Below are 13,940 nucleotides of genomic sequence, written 5' to 3'. Positions count from 1 at the left end.
GCGTTCGAAGTCCAAGAAAACGACAATCAACGAAGTCGTTCGCGAGTCTGCGGCGCGGGCCTCCGGGACGGAACCGCCTCGCCGCGGCGTGGTTCAATCACCGACAACCGGGAAGGACACGCCGATGCACAGGGACATTTGGGGCCGCGAGCGCGAGGACATCCGTCGCCGCCAGGACATGGGACCCGCCCGCGACCATGAGCGCGATCGCGGCGATCTGGGAGAACGCCGCGATTTCGGACAAGCCGACTACGATGAGAACTACGGCTACGATCCCGACCACCGCCTGGGCTATCGGCGCGATGGAGCGCCGGGCGAGCGAGACTTCGGGCAGGCCGGCTTCGATCGGGACCACCACTACGACCCCAATGACCGCGCCGGCTACCGCCCCTCGGACGAGCCCGGCCGTCCGGTTGACGAACGGGCGATCTCCCAGGATCCCCGCGAGCGGCGGCGAGAAGCCGCCGACCGGCGCATCTGGGCCGTCGTCAGCGAGCGCCTGGAGCGGGCCAAACGCCTGGACGCCTCCTATATCGAGGTGCGGGTCCAGGACGGGGTGGTCTTCCTGACCGGCACCACGCGCACCCGCAGGGGCAAGCGCATGGTCGAGGATCTGGCCGAGGTCGAGGGCGTCGTGGACGTGGTCAACGGCCTGCGGCTACGCGACCGCTAGGCGCGCCGCGCGACGACCTTCTGTCGTCCGCGCAGCGCAGGTGTCCTAGGCGAGGGCTGCGGAGTGCGCGCGCCGACGGCGGGCGGCGGCGCCTAGCAGCCCGAAACCGGTGATCATCATGGCCCAGGTCGCCGGCTCGGGAACCACCGAGGCGACCGCGACATTGTCCAGCTCGAATGAGTTTCCGCTGGAGGAGAAGACGACCTGGGTGATCCGGTCGGATCCGAAATTGTAGGTCATCCGCCGGCCGACCGCCTGGTTGCCACCGAACGACCCGTCGGCCAGGGCTGCGCCAGTGAGGGTCACATCATAGCCGTTCAAGCCGATGAACCGGATGGCGTTGTAGGAGTCCGGGGAGCCGATATAGACGCTGAGCGCGCTGATCAACGGCGTGTTCAAGGTCGCCGAGCCACCCGTCTGGATGGCCAGATAGTCGGTGGTGGTGCCGGGCGGCGGCGCGGCGACGCCGGGGATGAGACCCAGCGAACCGTCGAAGATTCCGGCCAGGCCACTCAAGATGAGCGAGAAGCCGGGCGCCACGTAGCCATCGAAATCATAGACCACGGACTGGCCAGCCGGCGGCGGTGTGTCGATCGGAGAGGAGATGACCGTCAGGGCGTTCGCGGAAGTTGCAATCGATAGGCCTGCAGCCACGGCCAACAAGCTTAGCTTCATCGTCATGATGTATCCCACTCCAGGTTTTGGCGTTGAATCGCCATCCCCCAACGAGGCCCAAGAAGTCGCCTCAATCAGGCCGTGTCAACCAAGTTTATTAGCTACGCTATGCAATATACATGGCTGTAGAAAAATTGACCTCGTTAACCATATTGTTGCGCGAAGGGCCAAAAACGCAGGACTTTGACGTTTGTTCCCTGGAATTTTTCAATCTTATTCAAAATATTGATGACCCAGCTGCACAGTAATGTCGGGAGTCCGCGACGTGGCGGCGCTTGAGGCTCACCCCAAGACCATGGCAAGCTGATCCCAATGAAGAACCCTTGAGGGAGGGCTGAGATGAGGGGGGCGATCCTGTCCGCCGCAGTGGCGCTGCTGGCCGGCGCGTGCGCATCGGCGCCTGAGCAAAGCCTCCCGGTGACCTCGACCGCCGCCGTCCCCGACTATCGCCGCCTGACCTGCGGCCAACTCGCCCTCGAGGTGGCCCGCACCCAGCGAGCCTACGCGGCGGCCCAACGCCAGATGCGCGGCGGCGAGGCGGTAGCGAGCTATTACACGCCGATCTCCCTGAACCACGCGCCCATCGCTCAGGCCACCCGGCTCTCCAAGCGGCTGGAGGATCTGCAGCGGGCCTCGCGCGCCAAACGCTGCACCAGCGTCACCCTGCGCAGCGCCACGGCCTGAAGCCCTATCGGGGGGTTGCGCCGGGCGGCGACGGCCCATAGCAAGGCGATATGGGCCTCATTCCGCTACCTGAGATCGGGACGCCGGCGACGCTCAAGGGCGGACGCAGCGCGCGCGACGGCTACCAGCGTGGTTGGGGCCTGATGCATGCGGGGGTGGCTGACCTAGTCGCGCACCATCCGCTCTACCAGGCGGGTCTCGAAGCCGCCGACGGCTGGTCGGTGATGCTAGACGCCAAGCGGATGAACCTGTTCCTCATCCTGACCTCGTTCTTCGAGGGCCTGGCCGGCAAGGACGTCATAGAGTTCGGCTCGTACCGCGGCGGCAATGCGCTGTTCATGGCCCGGGTCCTCAACGACGTGGCGCCAGGGGCCAAGGTCTACGCCCTGGACACCTATGAGGGGATGCCGGCGACCGACGCCGCGCGCGACCTGCACGGCAAGGGCGACTTCGGCGACAGCTCCTACGAAGCCCTGGTCGCCCGCCGTGACGCGCTGGGCCTCACCAACCTCGTGGTGGTCAAGGGCCTGTTCCAGGACACCTTCCCGGGGATCGCCAAGACCAGACCGAGCTTCGGCCTGGCCCACATCGACTGCGATATCTATTCCGGCGTGAAATACGCCCAGGACGCGGTCTGGCCGTTCATGACGCCCGGCGGCTATGTCGCCTATGACGACGCCGACACACCTTCGTGCATCGGGGCCACGGAAGCGGTGGAGGAGCTGGTCATGGCGCGGCGCCTGCACTCCGAACAGGTCTGGCCGCACTGGGTGTTCCGCGCGGGCGAAAAGCCCGCGCCTCGCAAGCGCGGGTGGTTCGGCTAGAGTCGAAGCCGATCAGATCCTCCCCCAGCGCGGAGCGCGGTTTGGGGGAGGTGGCGCGTCGCCCTCTTCGGCGACGTGACGGAGGGGACTCAAGCCCACAAGCAAGCGTCAAAGTCCCCCTCAGTCGGCTTCGCCGACGGCTCCCCCAGGAGGGGAGCATCTTTGGAGAATGGTTGGGCTAGAGCGTCCGACGGCCGACGATCTTCAGGCCATAGCCGCCGGAACCCGGCAGCACAGTGGCCGAGTTGGACAACAGCTCCATGTCGCGCACGCCGAGGTCCAGCAGGATCTGGGCGCCCACGCCGTAGTCGCGCAGCACATTGGCCCCGTGGTCGGCGCCGGGCTCGGCCCCGTAGCGTTCGGACAGCCAGGACGGATTGGAGTCGCGGATGAACACCGCCACCCCGGCCCCGTCATAGTCGGCGATCGCCTTCAGCGCGCGCGGGACATAGTCGCGGCGCTGTTCCTTGTGGCCCAGCATGTCGGCGGCGAAGTCGACGCGATGCATGCGCACCAGGGTCGGCTTGTCGGGATCGATCTTGCCCTTGGTCAGGACCACGTGCTCGGTCTTGTCGATGATGTTGCGATAGATGACCATCCGGAACCGGCCGCCGAAGGTCGAGTCAAACGGCGTCTCCAGCACCCGCTCCACCTGGCGCTCGGTGCGTCGGCGATAGGCGATCAGGTCGGCGATGGTGCCGATCTTCAGGCCGTGGAGTTGGGCGAATCCGATCAGGTCCGGCAGCCGGGCCATCGACCCGTCGTCCTTCATGATCTCGCAGATCACCCCGGCCGGGTTGAGACCGGCCATGCGGCTGATGTCGACGGCGGCCTCGGTGTGGCCGGCTCGGACCAGGACCCCCCCGTCCTTGGCCACCAGCGGGAAGACATGGCCGGGCGAGACGATGTCGTCGCTGCCCTTGGTCGGGTCGACGGCCACGGCGATAGTGTGGGCCCGGTCGTGGGCCGAGATGCCGGTGGTCACCCCCTCGCGCGCCTCGACCGATACGGTGAAGGCGGTGCCGTGGCCGGACTGGTTGTCCATCGCCATGGGCGGCAGGCGCAGGGCCCGCGCGCGCTCGGCGGTGATGCTGAGGCAGATCAGGCCCCGCGCGTGCTTGGCCATGAAGTTGATCTGGTCGGGGGTGGCGAACTGAGCCGGGATGATGACGTCGCCCTCGTTCTCCCGATCCTCGGCGTCGACCAGGATGTAGGGGCGGCCGTTGCGGGCGTCCTCGATGATGTCCTCGATCGGCGAGATCGCGGATTCGTGCGCCGCTTCTCCGGAGCCGGAACCGTTGGCGGGTGTCACCAGGCGGGGACCTGTCATTTGCCGACCTTCATCTGGGCGAAGTCGAAGACCTGCTCGCCGACGGTGCTGAGTTGCCAGGCGTCCTTCGCCTCGATGCAGGCCCCCTCGGCGTCGAACAGGTTCGACGTCGCGTTCAGGGCCGCGCCGAACGGAGTCGGCCAGCCCCTCAGCGCATGTATGATCGATCGCAGCGTGGTCAATGTGGTGCCCGCCGCCTGCCAGCCGTCGGCGGTGATGATCGACCCCACCGCGCGGTCGGTGAAATAGGGCCGCGGGTCGTCGCGAAGCACTTCGAGGCTGTCGAGGGCGTTCTTGATCACTCCGGAGATCGAGCCGTGATAGCCCGGGCTGGCGACGATCACCCCGTCGGCGGCGCGGACGGCGTCGGCCAGGATCTGCTGCTCGGCCGTGGGCTCGAGGTTCGCGGGATTGAAGATCGGCAGCTTGGCCAGGAACTCCCCGCCCAGCAGGCGAGTCTCCCCGCCCCGGGCCTCGACGGCGCGCAGCGAACACTGCAGGGCCCGTTCGGTGGATGACCCCGACCGGATGGTGCCGCCGATGCCCAGGATCAGGGGTTTGCGGCCGCTCATGCGGCGGTCTCGAAGATCTTCTTCAGTTCGGTCTTCACGATCTTCCCATTGGCGTTGCGCGGCAGGGTCTCGGGCCAGAACACCACCTTCACCGGCACCTTGAAGCCCGCCAGCCGCTCGCGCACGAAGGCCCTCAACTCCGCCTCATCCGCCGTTCCGCCCGGCTTCAGGTGCACCACGGCCGCAGGCTCCTCTCCCAGCGTCTTGTGGGGGATGCCGACCAGGGCGGCGTCCATCACGTCCGGGTGGTCGTACAGCACATTCTCCACCTCGACGCAGTAGATGTTTTCTCCGCCGCGGATCAGCATGTCCTTGGCCCGGTCGATGATGAACAGAAAGCCTTCCTCGTCGATCCGCGCCAGGTCGCCGGTGCGCAGCCAGCCGTCCTGGAAAGTTTCGGCGGTGGCCTCCGGCTTATTCCAGTAGCCCTTCACGACCTGCGGCCCCTTGACCCACAGTTCGCCAACCGAGCCCTCCGGCAGGATCGTCTTGCCGTCGGCCGGGTCGCGGATCTGCATTTCGCCCACCGGGGCGGCGGGGCCGGCGCTGTCGGGGCGGTTCTCGTAATCCTTGCCCAGGTGGCTGGTGAAGGTGGCGGTGGTCTCGGTCATGCCCCAACCGTTGCCGGGTTGGGAAGTCGGGAAGACCTCGACAATCTTGCGGACCAGCTCCGGCGCGGAGGGCGCGCCGCCGTAGGATACGGACTGCAGGGACGAGAGGTCGTATTTGGATCGCGCCGGATGCTCGATGAGCTGCCAGGCGATGGTCGGGACTCCGCCGGTGGCGTTCACCTTCTCCCGCTCGATGAGCTGCATGGCCTGCTCGGCCTCCCAGCGGCGCATCAGCACGATCTTCCCGCCGGCGTTGAGGCTCGGCGACAGGTTGGCCGACAGGCCGGTGGCATGGAACAGCGGCACCACCAGAAGCGAACACCGCTGCGGGAGCTTGTGGGGATCGGACTCCGGCAAAGGCTGGCCGGCGCGCAGGAAGTTGCGCGCCGCCGAGATGCCGCCCGCCATGATGTTCGACGTCATGTTGCGGTGCGTGCCCAGCGCGCCCTTGGGCTTTCCGGTGGTGCCTGAGGTGTAGAGGATGGTGGCGTCGTCATCCGGCGACAGGGCCACGTTGGGGAGAGGCAGGTCGGGCAGGTCGCCCCAGCCATTGACCGTCCCGATCACGTCCTCCAGCCGCACGACCATGGGATCGGTAGGGCCGTCCGCCAGCCGCGGGACGTAGATCTTCTCCAGGGCCGGTAGCTTGGGCAGCGACTCCTGGATGCGCGCCAGGCGCTCGTCATCGACGATGGCGACCTTGGTCCCGGAATCGGAGAGGCCGTATTCCAGTTCCGGACCCGTCCACCAGGCGTTCAGCGGGGTGACGATGGCGCCGACCAGAATCCCGGCCCAGAAGGCCACCGGCCATTCCGGCAGGTTGCGCATGATGACCGCGACCCGGTCGCCCTTCCTCACGCCGTCGGCCGACAGGCGGTGGGCCAGGGCGATCGTCGCGCGGGCGAAGGCCTCGAAGGTGGCGCGGTCGTTCTCATAGACCAGGAACTCACGGTCCTTGAACGCACGGCCGTTGACGAACACGTCGCGCAGGGTGGGCGGGGCGTTCTTCCAGGTGTGGGTGACGACGCCGCGGATCGGCAGGTCCTCGATCTCGAAACGGGAGCCGCGCGCCGTGAGGGCGGCGTGGGCCTGGGCGATGGACATCACGGGCCAGTCAGGGGCGGAAGCGTCGGACATGCGATCTCGGAAATCTGAAAATCAAATGCGAAGGGCGGCCCCGAACCGGAGCCGCCCCACACTAGAGCCAGGTGTCGCCTCGCGGAAAGCAAGGCGGTGCGATTAGACCTCGGCCTTCTCGCGCCGGAGCTTGGCGTAGCCTTCCTTGATCTCGGCCAGCTCGGCTCCGTACTTCTCCTCGGCCGCCTCGCGCAGGCGGGGGATGTGGTACTTCGGGAACAGGTCGTTGTCGGGCCGGTAGTCCTTCAGGACCTGCTTGGCCAGGGTCACCTTGTGGACCTCGGTGGGGCCGTCGGCGATGCCCATGACCAGCGAGCTGGTGACCATGTGCATGAAGGGCATCTCGTTCGAGACACCCAGCGCCCCGTGCAGGTGGGCGGCCTTCGTCGCGATGTCATTGTAGACCTTGGGCATCATCACCTTGATGGCGGCGATGTCCTTGCGCACCAGGTTGTAGTCCTTGTGCTTGTCGATCAGCCAGGCGGTGCGCAGCACCAGCAGGCGGAAGCTCTCCAGGGCGATCCAGGAATCGGCGATGTCGGCCTGGACCATCTGCAGGTCGCCCAGCTTGCCGTCGCGGGTGTTGCGCGAGACGGCCCGCTGGCACATCAGGTCCAGAGCGTGCTTGCAGGCCCCCACGGTGCGCATGGCGTGGTGGACGCGGCCGCCGCCCAGGCGGACCTGGGCGATGACGAAGGCCGCGCCGCGGTCGCCCAGCAGGGCGTCATAGGGCAGGCGCACGTCGTTGTAGCGGACATAGCCCTCCGACCCCCCGCCGATCTCGCCGCCGCCGCCGACCCCCACATTGCGGATGATCTCCACGCCGGGGGTGTCGGTGGGGACCAGGAAGATCGAGGTCCGCCGGTAGGGGTCCTTGGCGTCGGGATCGGTGACCGCGTAGAGCACCAGGACCTTCGACCAGCGGGCGTTGGTGGAAAACCACTTCTCGCCGTTGATGACCCACTCGTTCCCGTCCAGCACGGCGCGGGTCCTGAAGGTCAGAGGGTCGGAGCCGCCGGTGGGCTCCGACATCGAGAAGGCCGAGCGGATCTCGCCGTTCAGCAGAGGCCAGAGGTACTGCTCCTTCTGCTTCTCGGTGCCATAGTGGGCGATGATCTCGGCGTTGCCGGTGTCGGGCGCCTGGCAGCCGAACACGGTGGGCGCCATGCCGTTACGGCCCAGCTTCTCGTTCATGAGGCCCAGCTTGAGTTGGCCATAGCCCTGGCCGCCCAATTCGGGGCCGAGGTGGCAGGCCCACAGGCCCTGGTCCTTCACCTTCTGCTGCAGCGGCTTGATGAACTTCTCGCGCCCCAGCGGGCCGTGGGCGGCCATGCCCAGGTGGCTGAGAGGTTCGACCTCCTCGCGCATGAAGTCTTCGATCCAGTCGAGCTTCTTCTGGAATTCGGGGTCGGTTTCAAAATCCCAAGCCATCTAGGGCCTCCCATGGCGCCGCCGAACGCGGCTCGTTTTCCGAAATTCGGTATGGCGTAAAGCGACACCTGGATAAAAATCTGCAGCGCGACAAGCCTTTAGCCGGTCGGTCGGATCGCCATTATCAAACGGCTGTTCGAGTTACGCAACGTCGGCCTGCCAACAAATCCACGAAATTCTTCGTGTCCGCATCCCTGGCGCCAGTTCCGCGGCGCGATCTGACCACTCCACCAATAGACGCGGCTCGCCCTCGCGCCGCGTGGCGTCTAGGATCGGCGCCATGACGGCCGACGCCCCGCTCACCCGCCAGCGGCTTTACGAACTGATCTGGACCCAGCCCCTGTCGGCGACTGCGCGCCAGCTCGGCCTCAGCAGCAGCGGCCTGAGCAAGATCTGCGATCGCCTGCTGATCCCCAGTCCGCCCCGGGGCCATTGGGCCAAGGCGCGGGCGGGACGTGCGCCGGATCGGCCGCCCCTTCCCGCCGCGCCCGATGGGGCGGGAGAGACCATCGCCATCAACGACGAGCCCGCCCCCTCACGCCGCCAGCGGACCCGCTTCTCCACCGAGGCGCGGCGCGAGCAGCTCATCGAGGCCGCCGCCGATCTCATCGCCCGCGGCGGGCTGCCCGCCGCCTCGATGAGAGCCGTCGCCCGCCACGTCGGGATAAGCGAGGCTCAGGCCCACAACTACTTTCCCCGGCGGCGCGACCTGCTGCTGGCGCTGGCGCGTCGCGAACTTCACGCCATGGAGACCCAGCGGCGGGCCGAGATGAGCCGCGGGCACGACCGATACACGCGGGTGACCCTGTCCACGGTCACCTATCTGCGCGAAGTCGCCGAGCGCGGCGCCTTGATCCAGATCCTGACCCAGAGCGCCGAGGTGCGCGAGGACCTGAAGGAGGCGCGTCGGGTCACCCGGCGCTGGGACACCCGCCGCGTCGCCGCCGACATGGAGACCATCTATGGCCTGCCGCCTGAGATGGCCTTTGGGGCCACCGCCGTCCTGACGGCTCTCACCCGCCGGGCGGGCCGGCTGCTGGCGCGCGGAAGGCTTAGCCTCGAAAGCGCCGAGCGCCTGACCCTGGCCATGGTCACCGCCGGCAACCGGGATCTCGCCCGCGCCTATCGCGGCGCCAACCAGGCGGACTAGGTGGGGCGCAGGGCCGCCAGGGCCGCGGCGGTCAGCCGGCGGCAGAGCTCCAACCCCGCCTGCGGCGACAGGTCGCCCTGCCACACGAGCCGGCCGGCATCCTCGGGAATGGTGGTGGCGAGGGTGATGGCGCCCACGGTCTCGTCGGGCGGAAGGTTCAACTCCCGGCGGACCTGACGGGCCAGGCGGCGAACGATGCGGTCACGGACCGCCGCCACGGCCGGGTCCACCCGGCGAACCATGTACACATCCCGCAGGACCACGTGAACAACGGGACCACGATCGCAGACGTGGCGGAAGTAGATTTCGGCGCAGGCGAGCGCCGCCTGCTCCAGCGAGCCGAGCTGCGACGCAGCCTCCAGGCCCGCGTCGGCCAGGGCGGCGAATTCGTCCGCCAGGACGGCGTTGAACAGGTCGTGCTGGTCGGGGAAATAGCCGTAGATCAGGGCCTTGCTGACGCCGACGGCCTTGGCGAGGCGTTCCGGCGGCAGCGGCAGATAGGCCTGGTCCGCCACGAGCCTCGCGGCCGCCGCGACGATCTGGCGACGTCTGGCCTCCGCTGGTCGCCGCGATCCCTTCGCCAATGCCGCCCCCGTTGCGCTCGTGGCGTCATACGGCGAAACGGGTCGGTCGCGAAACCGGCGGGCCGCGCGAGCCGCGAAAAAGTGTGGCCCAGGGGATGCCCCCTGGGCCACAGGCGGCCGCCAGGAGGTCGTCAGGCGGGGGCGAACGCCTTGAGGCCCATCATTTCCTCGAAGTTCCGGCGATAGAACCGGTCCTTTGCGTCCTCATCGATGTCGGCCATGGTCCGCTCGAAGCGGCCAAGCGGGTCGTTGGTGCCCTCCGGGTGCGGGTAGTCGCTGGAGAACATGAACAGGTCGGCGCCACCGTCCTTGATCATCCGGCCTACGTCCTCGCCGGGGAACGGGGTGAACTTCACCGCCCGGCGGATGTAGTCCGACGGCTTCAGGGTCATGGCCTTGAGGTAGGGATCGGTTCGGCCAAAGCTCTTGTGAGCCAGGTCCAGCTCGCGCAGGAACTCGGGCGCCCATCCGGCGCCGGCCTCGATGACTCCGCCCTTCAGGTTCGGGAAGCGCTCGAAGACCCCGTCATAGACCATGGCGGTCAGGAAGATCTGCGGCGCATAGGCCAGCATCACATAGTCGGCGAAGCGCAGGTTCTCGCCGCCGCCGTGCAGGTCCGGCGACCGTTCGCGGCCGTTGTTCTGGAACGGCTTGGGCTGGGTCTGGGTGCCGGGCCCGATGTGCAGCACGAAGGGAACGCCCGCCGATTCCAGCAAGCTCCAGAGGCGGTCGTAGTCGGGATGGCCCGGCGACTTCTCGCCGGCCGCGCCGGCCGAGACCCAGATGGCGCCCGCGCCGGCGTCCAGCGCGACCCTCGCCTCCTCGATGGCGCGCTCGGCGTCATCGAGCGGCACGTAGGCGACGCCCAGCAGACGCTCGTCACCGCCGCAGAACGACGCCATGGCGAGGTTGTGGGCGCGAGCGCCGGCGTACAGCGCCTCAGGCGTCTTCGCCGACAGCGCCGGCCGCAGGGAGGACGTCGCGAAGACCAGCTGCCTGGAGAAGCCGAACAGGTCCAGCACCCGCTTGCGCTCCTCGGGATCGAAGGCGCCGGCGGCGACCCAGCCCTTGGGTCCGGCGATCGGGTTCTCGAACGCTTTCTCCATCGCCTCTGAGTCCGCCTTGCGAGCCCTGGCGCTGTCCAGCAGGTCGTCGATGCGGTTGCGCTCGCGGCCGTAGAGCGGCTTCAGCGCGCCGCGGACGGCATCCTCGATGAAGGGCTCGAGCCACTCACGCGTCTCCATCACGTGACTGTCGGCGTCGTGAATGACGCGCCCGCTGGCGTAGGTCATCTGGGGTTCCTCCGGCTTCTGACAACAACACCAATAGATGCGAGAGCATGCGGACGCAACGGACTTCGCCGCAAGGTCGTGCTTGAATTCTATCGCCGCCTTCCTCCACGGTGCTGGCCCGACAACGCCTGCAAGGACCTCACCCATGACCCGGCCCGAGAAGCTCGGCTTTTCCAGCGAGCGCCTGGCGAAACTCGATCGCTTCCTTGAGACCCGCTACATCGAAACCGGCCGACTCCCCGGCGCCCAGGTCCAGATCGTGCGGCGCGGCGAGCTGGTTCACGAGGCGGTGCTGGGCCTGGCAGACCGGGAACGGGGCAAGCCGGTGGCCACCGACACAGTCTTCCGCATCTATTCGATGACCAAGCCGATCACGAGCATCGCCTTCATGATGCTGGTCGAGGAGGGCCTCGTCGCGCTGGACGATCCGGTCGCGAAGTTCATCCCGGAGTGGAAGAACCTGGGTGTCTTCGCCGCCGGGGTGACGCCGAACTTCATGACCACGCCGCCGACGCGGCCCATGCAGATGGTCGACCTGCTGCGCCACACCTCGGGCCTGACCTACGGCTTCCAGAACCGCACCAATGTCGACGCCGCCTATCGCAGGCTCAAGATCGGCGGGACCACCGGCGACGGCGACATGCAAGCGTTCGTGAACCACCTGGCCAAGCTCCCGCTGGAGTTCTCGCCCGGGGAGGCCTGGAACTACTCCGTTTCAACCGACGTGCTGGGGGTTCTGATCGAACGGATCTCGGGCCAACCGTTCCAGGCCTTCCTGCAGCAGCGGATCTTCGATCCCCTGGGCATGACCGACACCGGATTCCACGTCCGCGAGGACCAGCAGCCGCGGTTCGCGGCCTGCTACAACGCCACCCCCGCCGGTGGCCTGGACCTGCAGGACGATCCGGAGACCAGCCCCTATCTGAATGCGCCCGATTTCCACTCCGGTGGCGGCGGCCTGGTCTCCACGGCCAAGGACTACATGGCGTTTTGCAGGATGCTGGGGGCGGGCGGCGTCCTGAACGGTCAGCGCCTGATCGCGCCCAAGACGCTGAAGCTGATGGCGTCCAACCACCTGCCGGGCGGCCAGGACCTGACCAAGCTTTCGCGGTCGCTGTTCTCGGAGGCGACCAATGCGGGCGTCGGGTTCGGCCTCGGCTTCGCGGTGACCTTCGATCCGGTCGCGGCCATGCTGACCTCCAGCCCCGGCGAGTACTACTGGGGCGGGGCCGCCTCGACGGCCTTCTGGATCGATCCGCTTGAGGATATCCAGGTGGTGTTCATGACCCAGGTCCTGCCGTCCAGCACCTATCCTATTCGGCGGGAGCTTCGGACCTTGGTCTATTCGGCCCTGATGGAGCCATAGGCTCGTCCTGCAGGTGGCTGGCGGCCTCGACCGCCTCGCTCTCCTCGGCCAGGGACGGGGGGCCAAGGCCGGTGTCGGGCGCCGCGCCGCGCGGGATGCCGCCCATCAGCCTGGCCTTGCGCCACCCGCCGAAGCGGTAATAGCCCGCCGCCAGGATCAGCGAGACCATTGAGCCCAGAGGGAAGCTCCACCAGATGGCGTCGGCCCCCAGATAGGGCTCCAGCAGCTGGGCAAAGGGAATCCGCACCACCCACATGGAGACCAGAAGGCCGATCAGGGGCGGCCAGACCGAGCCCGTGGCGCGGATGATGCCGTTCAGGACGAAGGCCATGCCGAAGGGGATGAAGCCCCACAGCACATAGGCGTTGATATGCATGGCGATCGGCAGGGACGGGCTGTCGGCCGGCAGGAACAGCCGAAGCACATACGGTTCAACCAGATAGATCAGCAACACGGGGGCGCCGGTCATGACGGCGGCGATCAGCACACCACGGCCCGCCACCTGGTTCACCCGGTCCATCCTGCCCGCGCCGACGTTCTGGGCGGCCATGGAGGAGACCGCCGCGCCCAGCGCCATGGCCGGCATCTGGATATAGGTCCAGAGCTGGATCGCCGCGCCGTAGCCGGCCGCCGTCTGCGAGCCGTAGCCGTTGACGAAGGAGATCATCACCACCGCCGCGCCCGAGATGACCAGCATCTGCAGGGCCATGGGGAAGCCCTTCACCACCAGGGTTCGGATGATCTCGAACTGCGGCCTCAGCAGTGTCCATTCGCCGGGGCGCAGGATCAGCACAGACTTGGTGCGGTAGAGATAGACGATCATCGCGATGAGCGTGACGGTCTGGCTGATCAGGGTGGCGGTAGCCGAGCCCGCGATCCCCATTCGCGGCAGGGGGCCGACACCGATCATCAGCAGCGGGTTGAGGATCACGTCGAGACCGACGGCCACCAGCGAGAAGTAGAACGGGGTGCGCGAGTCGCCCGCGCCGCGCTGGGCCATCATCACGAACGAGAAGAAGTACATGAACGGCATGGCCAGGAAGATCACCCGCAGATAGGTGATCGCGTCCCGCGTGGCGTCCGGCGGAGTCTGCATGATCCGCAGCACGGCCGGAGTCAGGGTGTAGCCGGCGACACCTACAGCCAGGGACAACACCAGGAAGAAGCTGGTGGACGAGCCCACCACCCGCTTCACCATGGGGAGATCCTTGGCCCCCACCGACTGCGAGATCAGCAGGTTGGCGGCCATGGAAATGCCGAACACCGCGCCCAGCATCAGGAAGAAGATGTTGTTGGCGTTGACCGTGGCGGTCAGCGCCGCCTCGCCCAGGATGTGGCTCACCCAGATGGCGTTGGCCGTGCCGTTCAGAGACTGCAGGATGTTGGAGCCCAGGACCGGCAGGGCGAACATGATCAGGGTCTTGCCGATCGGACCGGTGGTCAGGTCCTGCATGCCCCGAGGCGGACCGCCCGGACTCGCGGGCGCAGTGTCTCTCGTCGTCGAACCCACGGCGCTCCCCAGGGCGCGGAAGAATACGCGCCGCCCACGACCCCGCCTGCGCCTTGAAATGCGGCGTCGGCTTTCCTTGGCATGATCACCTGGGGAGCAGG

Annotated in this window: 13 protein-coding genes; 5 read left to right on the top strand and 8 right to left on the bottom strand. The window is 67.5% G+C overall.

Going from position 1 to position 13,940, the window contains the following annotated elements; translation table 11 throughout:
- Positions 1–124: 124 nt before the first annotated feature.
- Positions 125–673, top strand: a complete 549-nt coding sequence (locus tag M9M90_RS02850; protein ID WP_254835655.1) for a BON domain-containing protein — start codon at positions 125–127, stop codon at positions 671–673.
- Between the two features lie 45 nt (positions 674–718).
- On the opposite strand, the gene M9M90_RS02845 is transcribed toward M9M90_RS02850, so the two are convergent.
- Entirely contained in the window at positions 719–1,354 is a 636-nt protein-coding gene (locus tag M9M90_RS02845) for a PEPxxWA-CTERM sorting domain-containing protein (protein WP_254835654.1), read from the bottom strand.
- 333 nt (positions 1,355–1,687) lie between these two features.
- Between M9M90_RS02845 and M9M90_RS02840 the strand changes: the two genes are divergently transcribed.
- Positions 1,688–2,032, top strand: coding sequence for a hypothetical protein (locus M9M90_RS02840; protein ID WP_254835653.1), 345 nt, complete (start codon positions 1,688–1,690; stop codon positions 2,030–2,032).
- A 50-nt stretch (positions 2,033–2,082) separates the two neighbouring features.
- Entirely contained in the window at positions 2,083–2,856 is a 774-nt protein-coding gene (locus tag M9M90_RS02835) for a TylF/MycF/NovP-related O-methyltransferase (RefSeq protein ID WP_254835652.1), read from the top strand.
- 178 nt (positions 2,857–3,034) lie between these two features.
- Here M9M90_RS02835 and ribB read toward each other — a convergent pair whose 3' ends face one another.
- The 4 genes from ribB to M9M90_RS02815 all read right to left on the bottom strand — a co-directional run bounded on the left by ribB (position 3,035) and on the right by M9M90_RS02815 (position 7,937).
- Positions 3,035–4,186: a 3,4-dihydroxy-2-butanone-4-phosphate synthase gene (gene ribB / locus M9M90_RS02830; RefSeq protein WP_254835651.1), complete on the bottom strand. Its 1,152-nt coding sequence runs from the start codon at positions 4,184–4,186 to the stop codon at positions 3,035–3,037.
- Complete coding sequence (locus M9M90_RS02825; protein WP_254835650.1) at positions 4,183–4,758, bottom strand: NADPH-dependent FMN reductase; 576 nt, start codon at positions 4,756–4,758, stop codon at positions 4,183–4,185. The genes ribB and M9M90_RS02825 overlap by 4 nt, the downstream gene beginning before the upstream one ends.
- Complete coding sequence (locus M9M90_RS02820) at positions 4,755–6,506, bottom strand: class I adenylate-forming enzyme family protein (protein WP_254835649.1); 1,752 nt, start codon at positions 6,504–6,506, stop codon at positions 4,755–4,757. Before M9M90_RS02820 ends, M9M90_RS02825 begins: the two co-directional genes overlap by 4 nt.
- A gap of 102 nt (positions 6,507–6,608) precedes the next feature.
- Positions 6,609–7,937, bottom strand: a complete 1,329-nt coding sequence (locus M9M90_RS02815; RefSeq protein WP_254835648.1) for an acyl-CoA dehydrogenase family protein — start codon at positions 7,935–7,937, stop codon at positions 6,609–6,611.
- A gap of 280 nt (positions 7,938–8,217) precedes the next feature.
- Here M9M90_RS02815 and M9M90_RS02810 point away from each other — a divergent pair, with 280 nt between their 5' ends.
- Positions 8,218–9,087, top strand: coding sequence for a TetR/AcrR family transcriptional regulator (locus M9M90_RS02810; RefSeq protein WP_254835647.1), 870 nt, complete (start codon positions 8,218–8,220; stop codon positions 9,085–9,087).
- Here the strand turns inward: M9M90_RS02810 and M9M90_RS02805 are convergent.
- Positions 9,084–9,782 carry a TetR/AcrR family transcriptional regulator gene (locus M9M90_RS02805; protein WP_256549225.1) on the bottom strand — a complete coding sequence of 233 codons (699 nt, stop codon included), beginning with the start codon at positions 9,780–9,782 and terminating at the stop codon, positions 9,084–9,086. The genes M9M90_RS02810 and M9M90_RS02805 overlap by 4 nt on opposite strands.
- Positions 9,783–9,802: 20 nt before the next feature.
- On the bottom strand, positions 9,803–10,963 hold the full coding sequence (locus M9M90_RS02800; protein ID WP_254835645.1) for an amidohydrolase family protein: 1,161 nt from the start codon (positions 10,961–10,963) through the stop codon (positions 9,803–9,805).
- 145 nt (positions 10,964–11,108) lie between these two features.
- Between M9M90_RS02800 and M9M90_RS02795 the strand changes: the two genes are divergently transcribed.
- Positions 11,109–12,329, top strand: a complete 1,221-nt coding sequence (locus tag M9M90_RS02795; protein ID WP_254835644.1) for a serine hydrolase — start codon at positions 11,109–11,111, stop codon at positions 12,327–12,329.
- Here the strand turns inward: M9M90_RS02795 and M9M90_RS02790 are convergent.
- Positions 12,277–13,782 carry an MATE family efflux transporter gene (locus M9M90_RS02790; protein WP_254835643.1) on the bottom strand — a complete coding sequence of 502 codons (1,506 nt, stop codon included), beginning with the start codon at positions 13,780–13,782 and terminating at the stop codon, positions 12,277–12,279. The two genes, M9M90_RS02795 and M9M90_RS02790, sit on opposite strands and share 53 nt — an antisense overlap.
- Positions 13,783–13,940: the final 158 nt, after the last annotated feature.

This window comes from Phenylobacterium sp. LH3H17 (genome assembly GCF_024298925.1).
GTDB lineage: Bacteria > Pseudomonadota > Alphaproteobacteria > Caulobacterales > Caulobacteraceae > Phenylobacterium.
Note: the sequence above shows the minus strand (reverse complement) of the source record. Positions and strands in the feature narration are given on the sequence as shown.

Coding starts and splice junctions, on each gene's coding strand:
- M9M90_RS02850 (WP_254835655.1), top strand. CDS start 125: ATGCACAGGGACATTTGGGGCCGCGAGCGCGAGGACATCCGTCGCCGC.
- M9M90_RS02845 (WP_254835654.1), bottom strand. CDS start 1,354: ATGACGATGAAGCTAAGCTTGTTGGCCGTGGCTGCAGGCCTATCGATT.
- M9M90_RS02840 (WP_254835653.1), top strand. CDS start 1,688: ATGAGGGGGGCGATCCTGTCCGCCGCAGTGGCGCTGCTGGCCGGCGCG.
- M9M90_RS02835 (WP_254835652.1), top strand. CDS start 2,083: ATGGGCCTCATTCCGCTACCTGAGATCGGGACGCCGGCGACGCTCAAG.
- ribB (WP_254835651.1), bottom strand. CDS start 4,186: ATGACAGGTCCCCGCCTGGTGACACCCGCCAACGGTTCCGGCTCCGGA.
- M9M90_RS02825 (WP_254835650.1), bottom strand. CDS start 4,758: ATGAGCGGCCGCAAACCCCTGATCCTGGGCATCGGCGGCACCATCCGG.
- M9M90_RS02820 (WP_254835649.1), bottom strand. CDS start 6,506: ATGTCCGACGCTTCCGCCCCTGACTGGCCCGTGATGTCCATCGCCCAG.
- M9M90_RS02815 (WP_254835648.1), bottom strand. CDS start 7,937: ATGGCTTGGGATTTTGAAACCGACCCCGAATTCCAGAAGAAGCTCGAC.
- M9M90_RS02810 (WP_254835647.1), top strand. CDS start 8,218: ATGACGGCCGACGCCCCGCTCACCCGCCAGCGGCTTTACGAACTGATC.
- M9M90_RS02800 (WP_254835645.1), bottom strand. CDS start 10,963: ATGACCTACGCCAGCGGGCGCGTCATTCACGACGCCGACAGTCACGTG.
- M9M90_RS02795 (WP_254835644.1), top strand. CDS start 11,109: ATGACCCGGCCCGAGAAGCTCGGCTTTTCCAGCGAGCGCCTGGCGAAA.
- M9M90_RS02790 (WP_254835643.1), bottom strand. CDS start 13,782: ATGCAGGACCTGACCACCGGTCCGATCGGCAAGACCCTGATCATGTTC.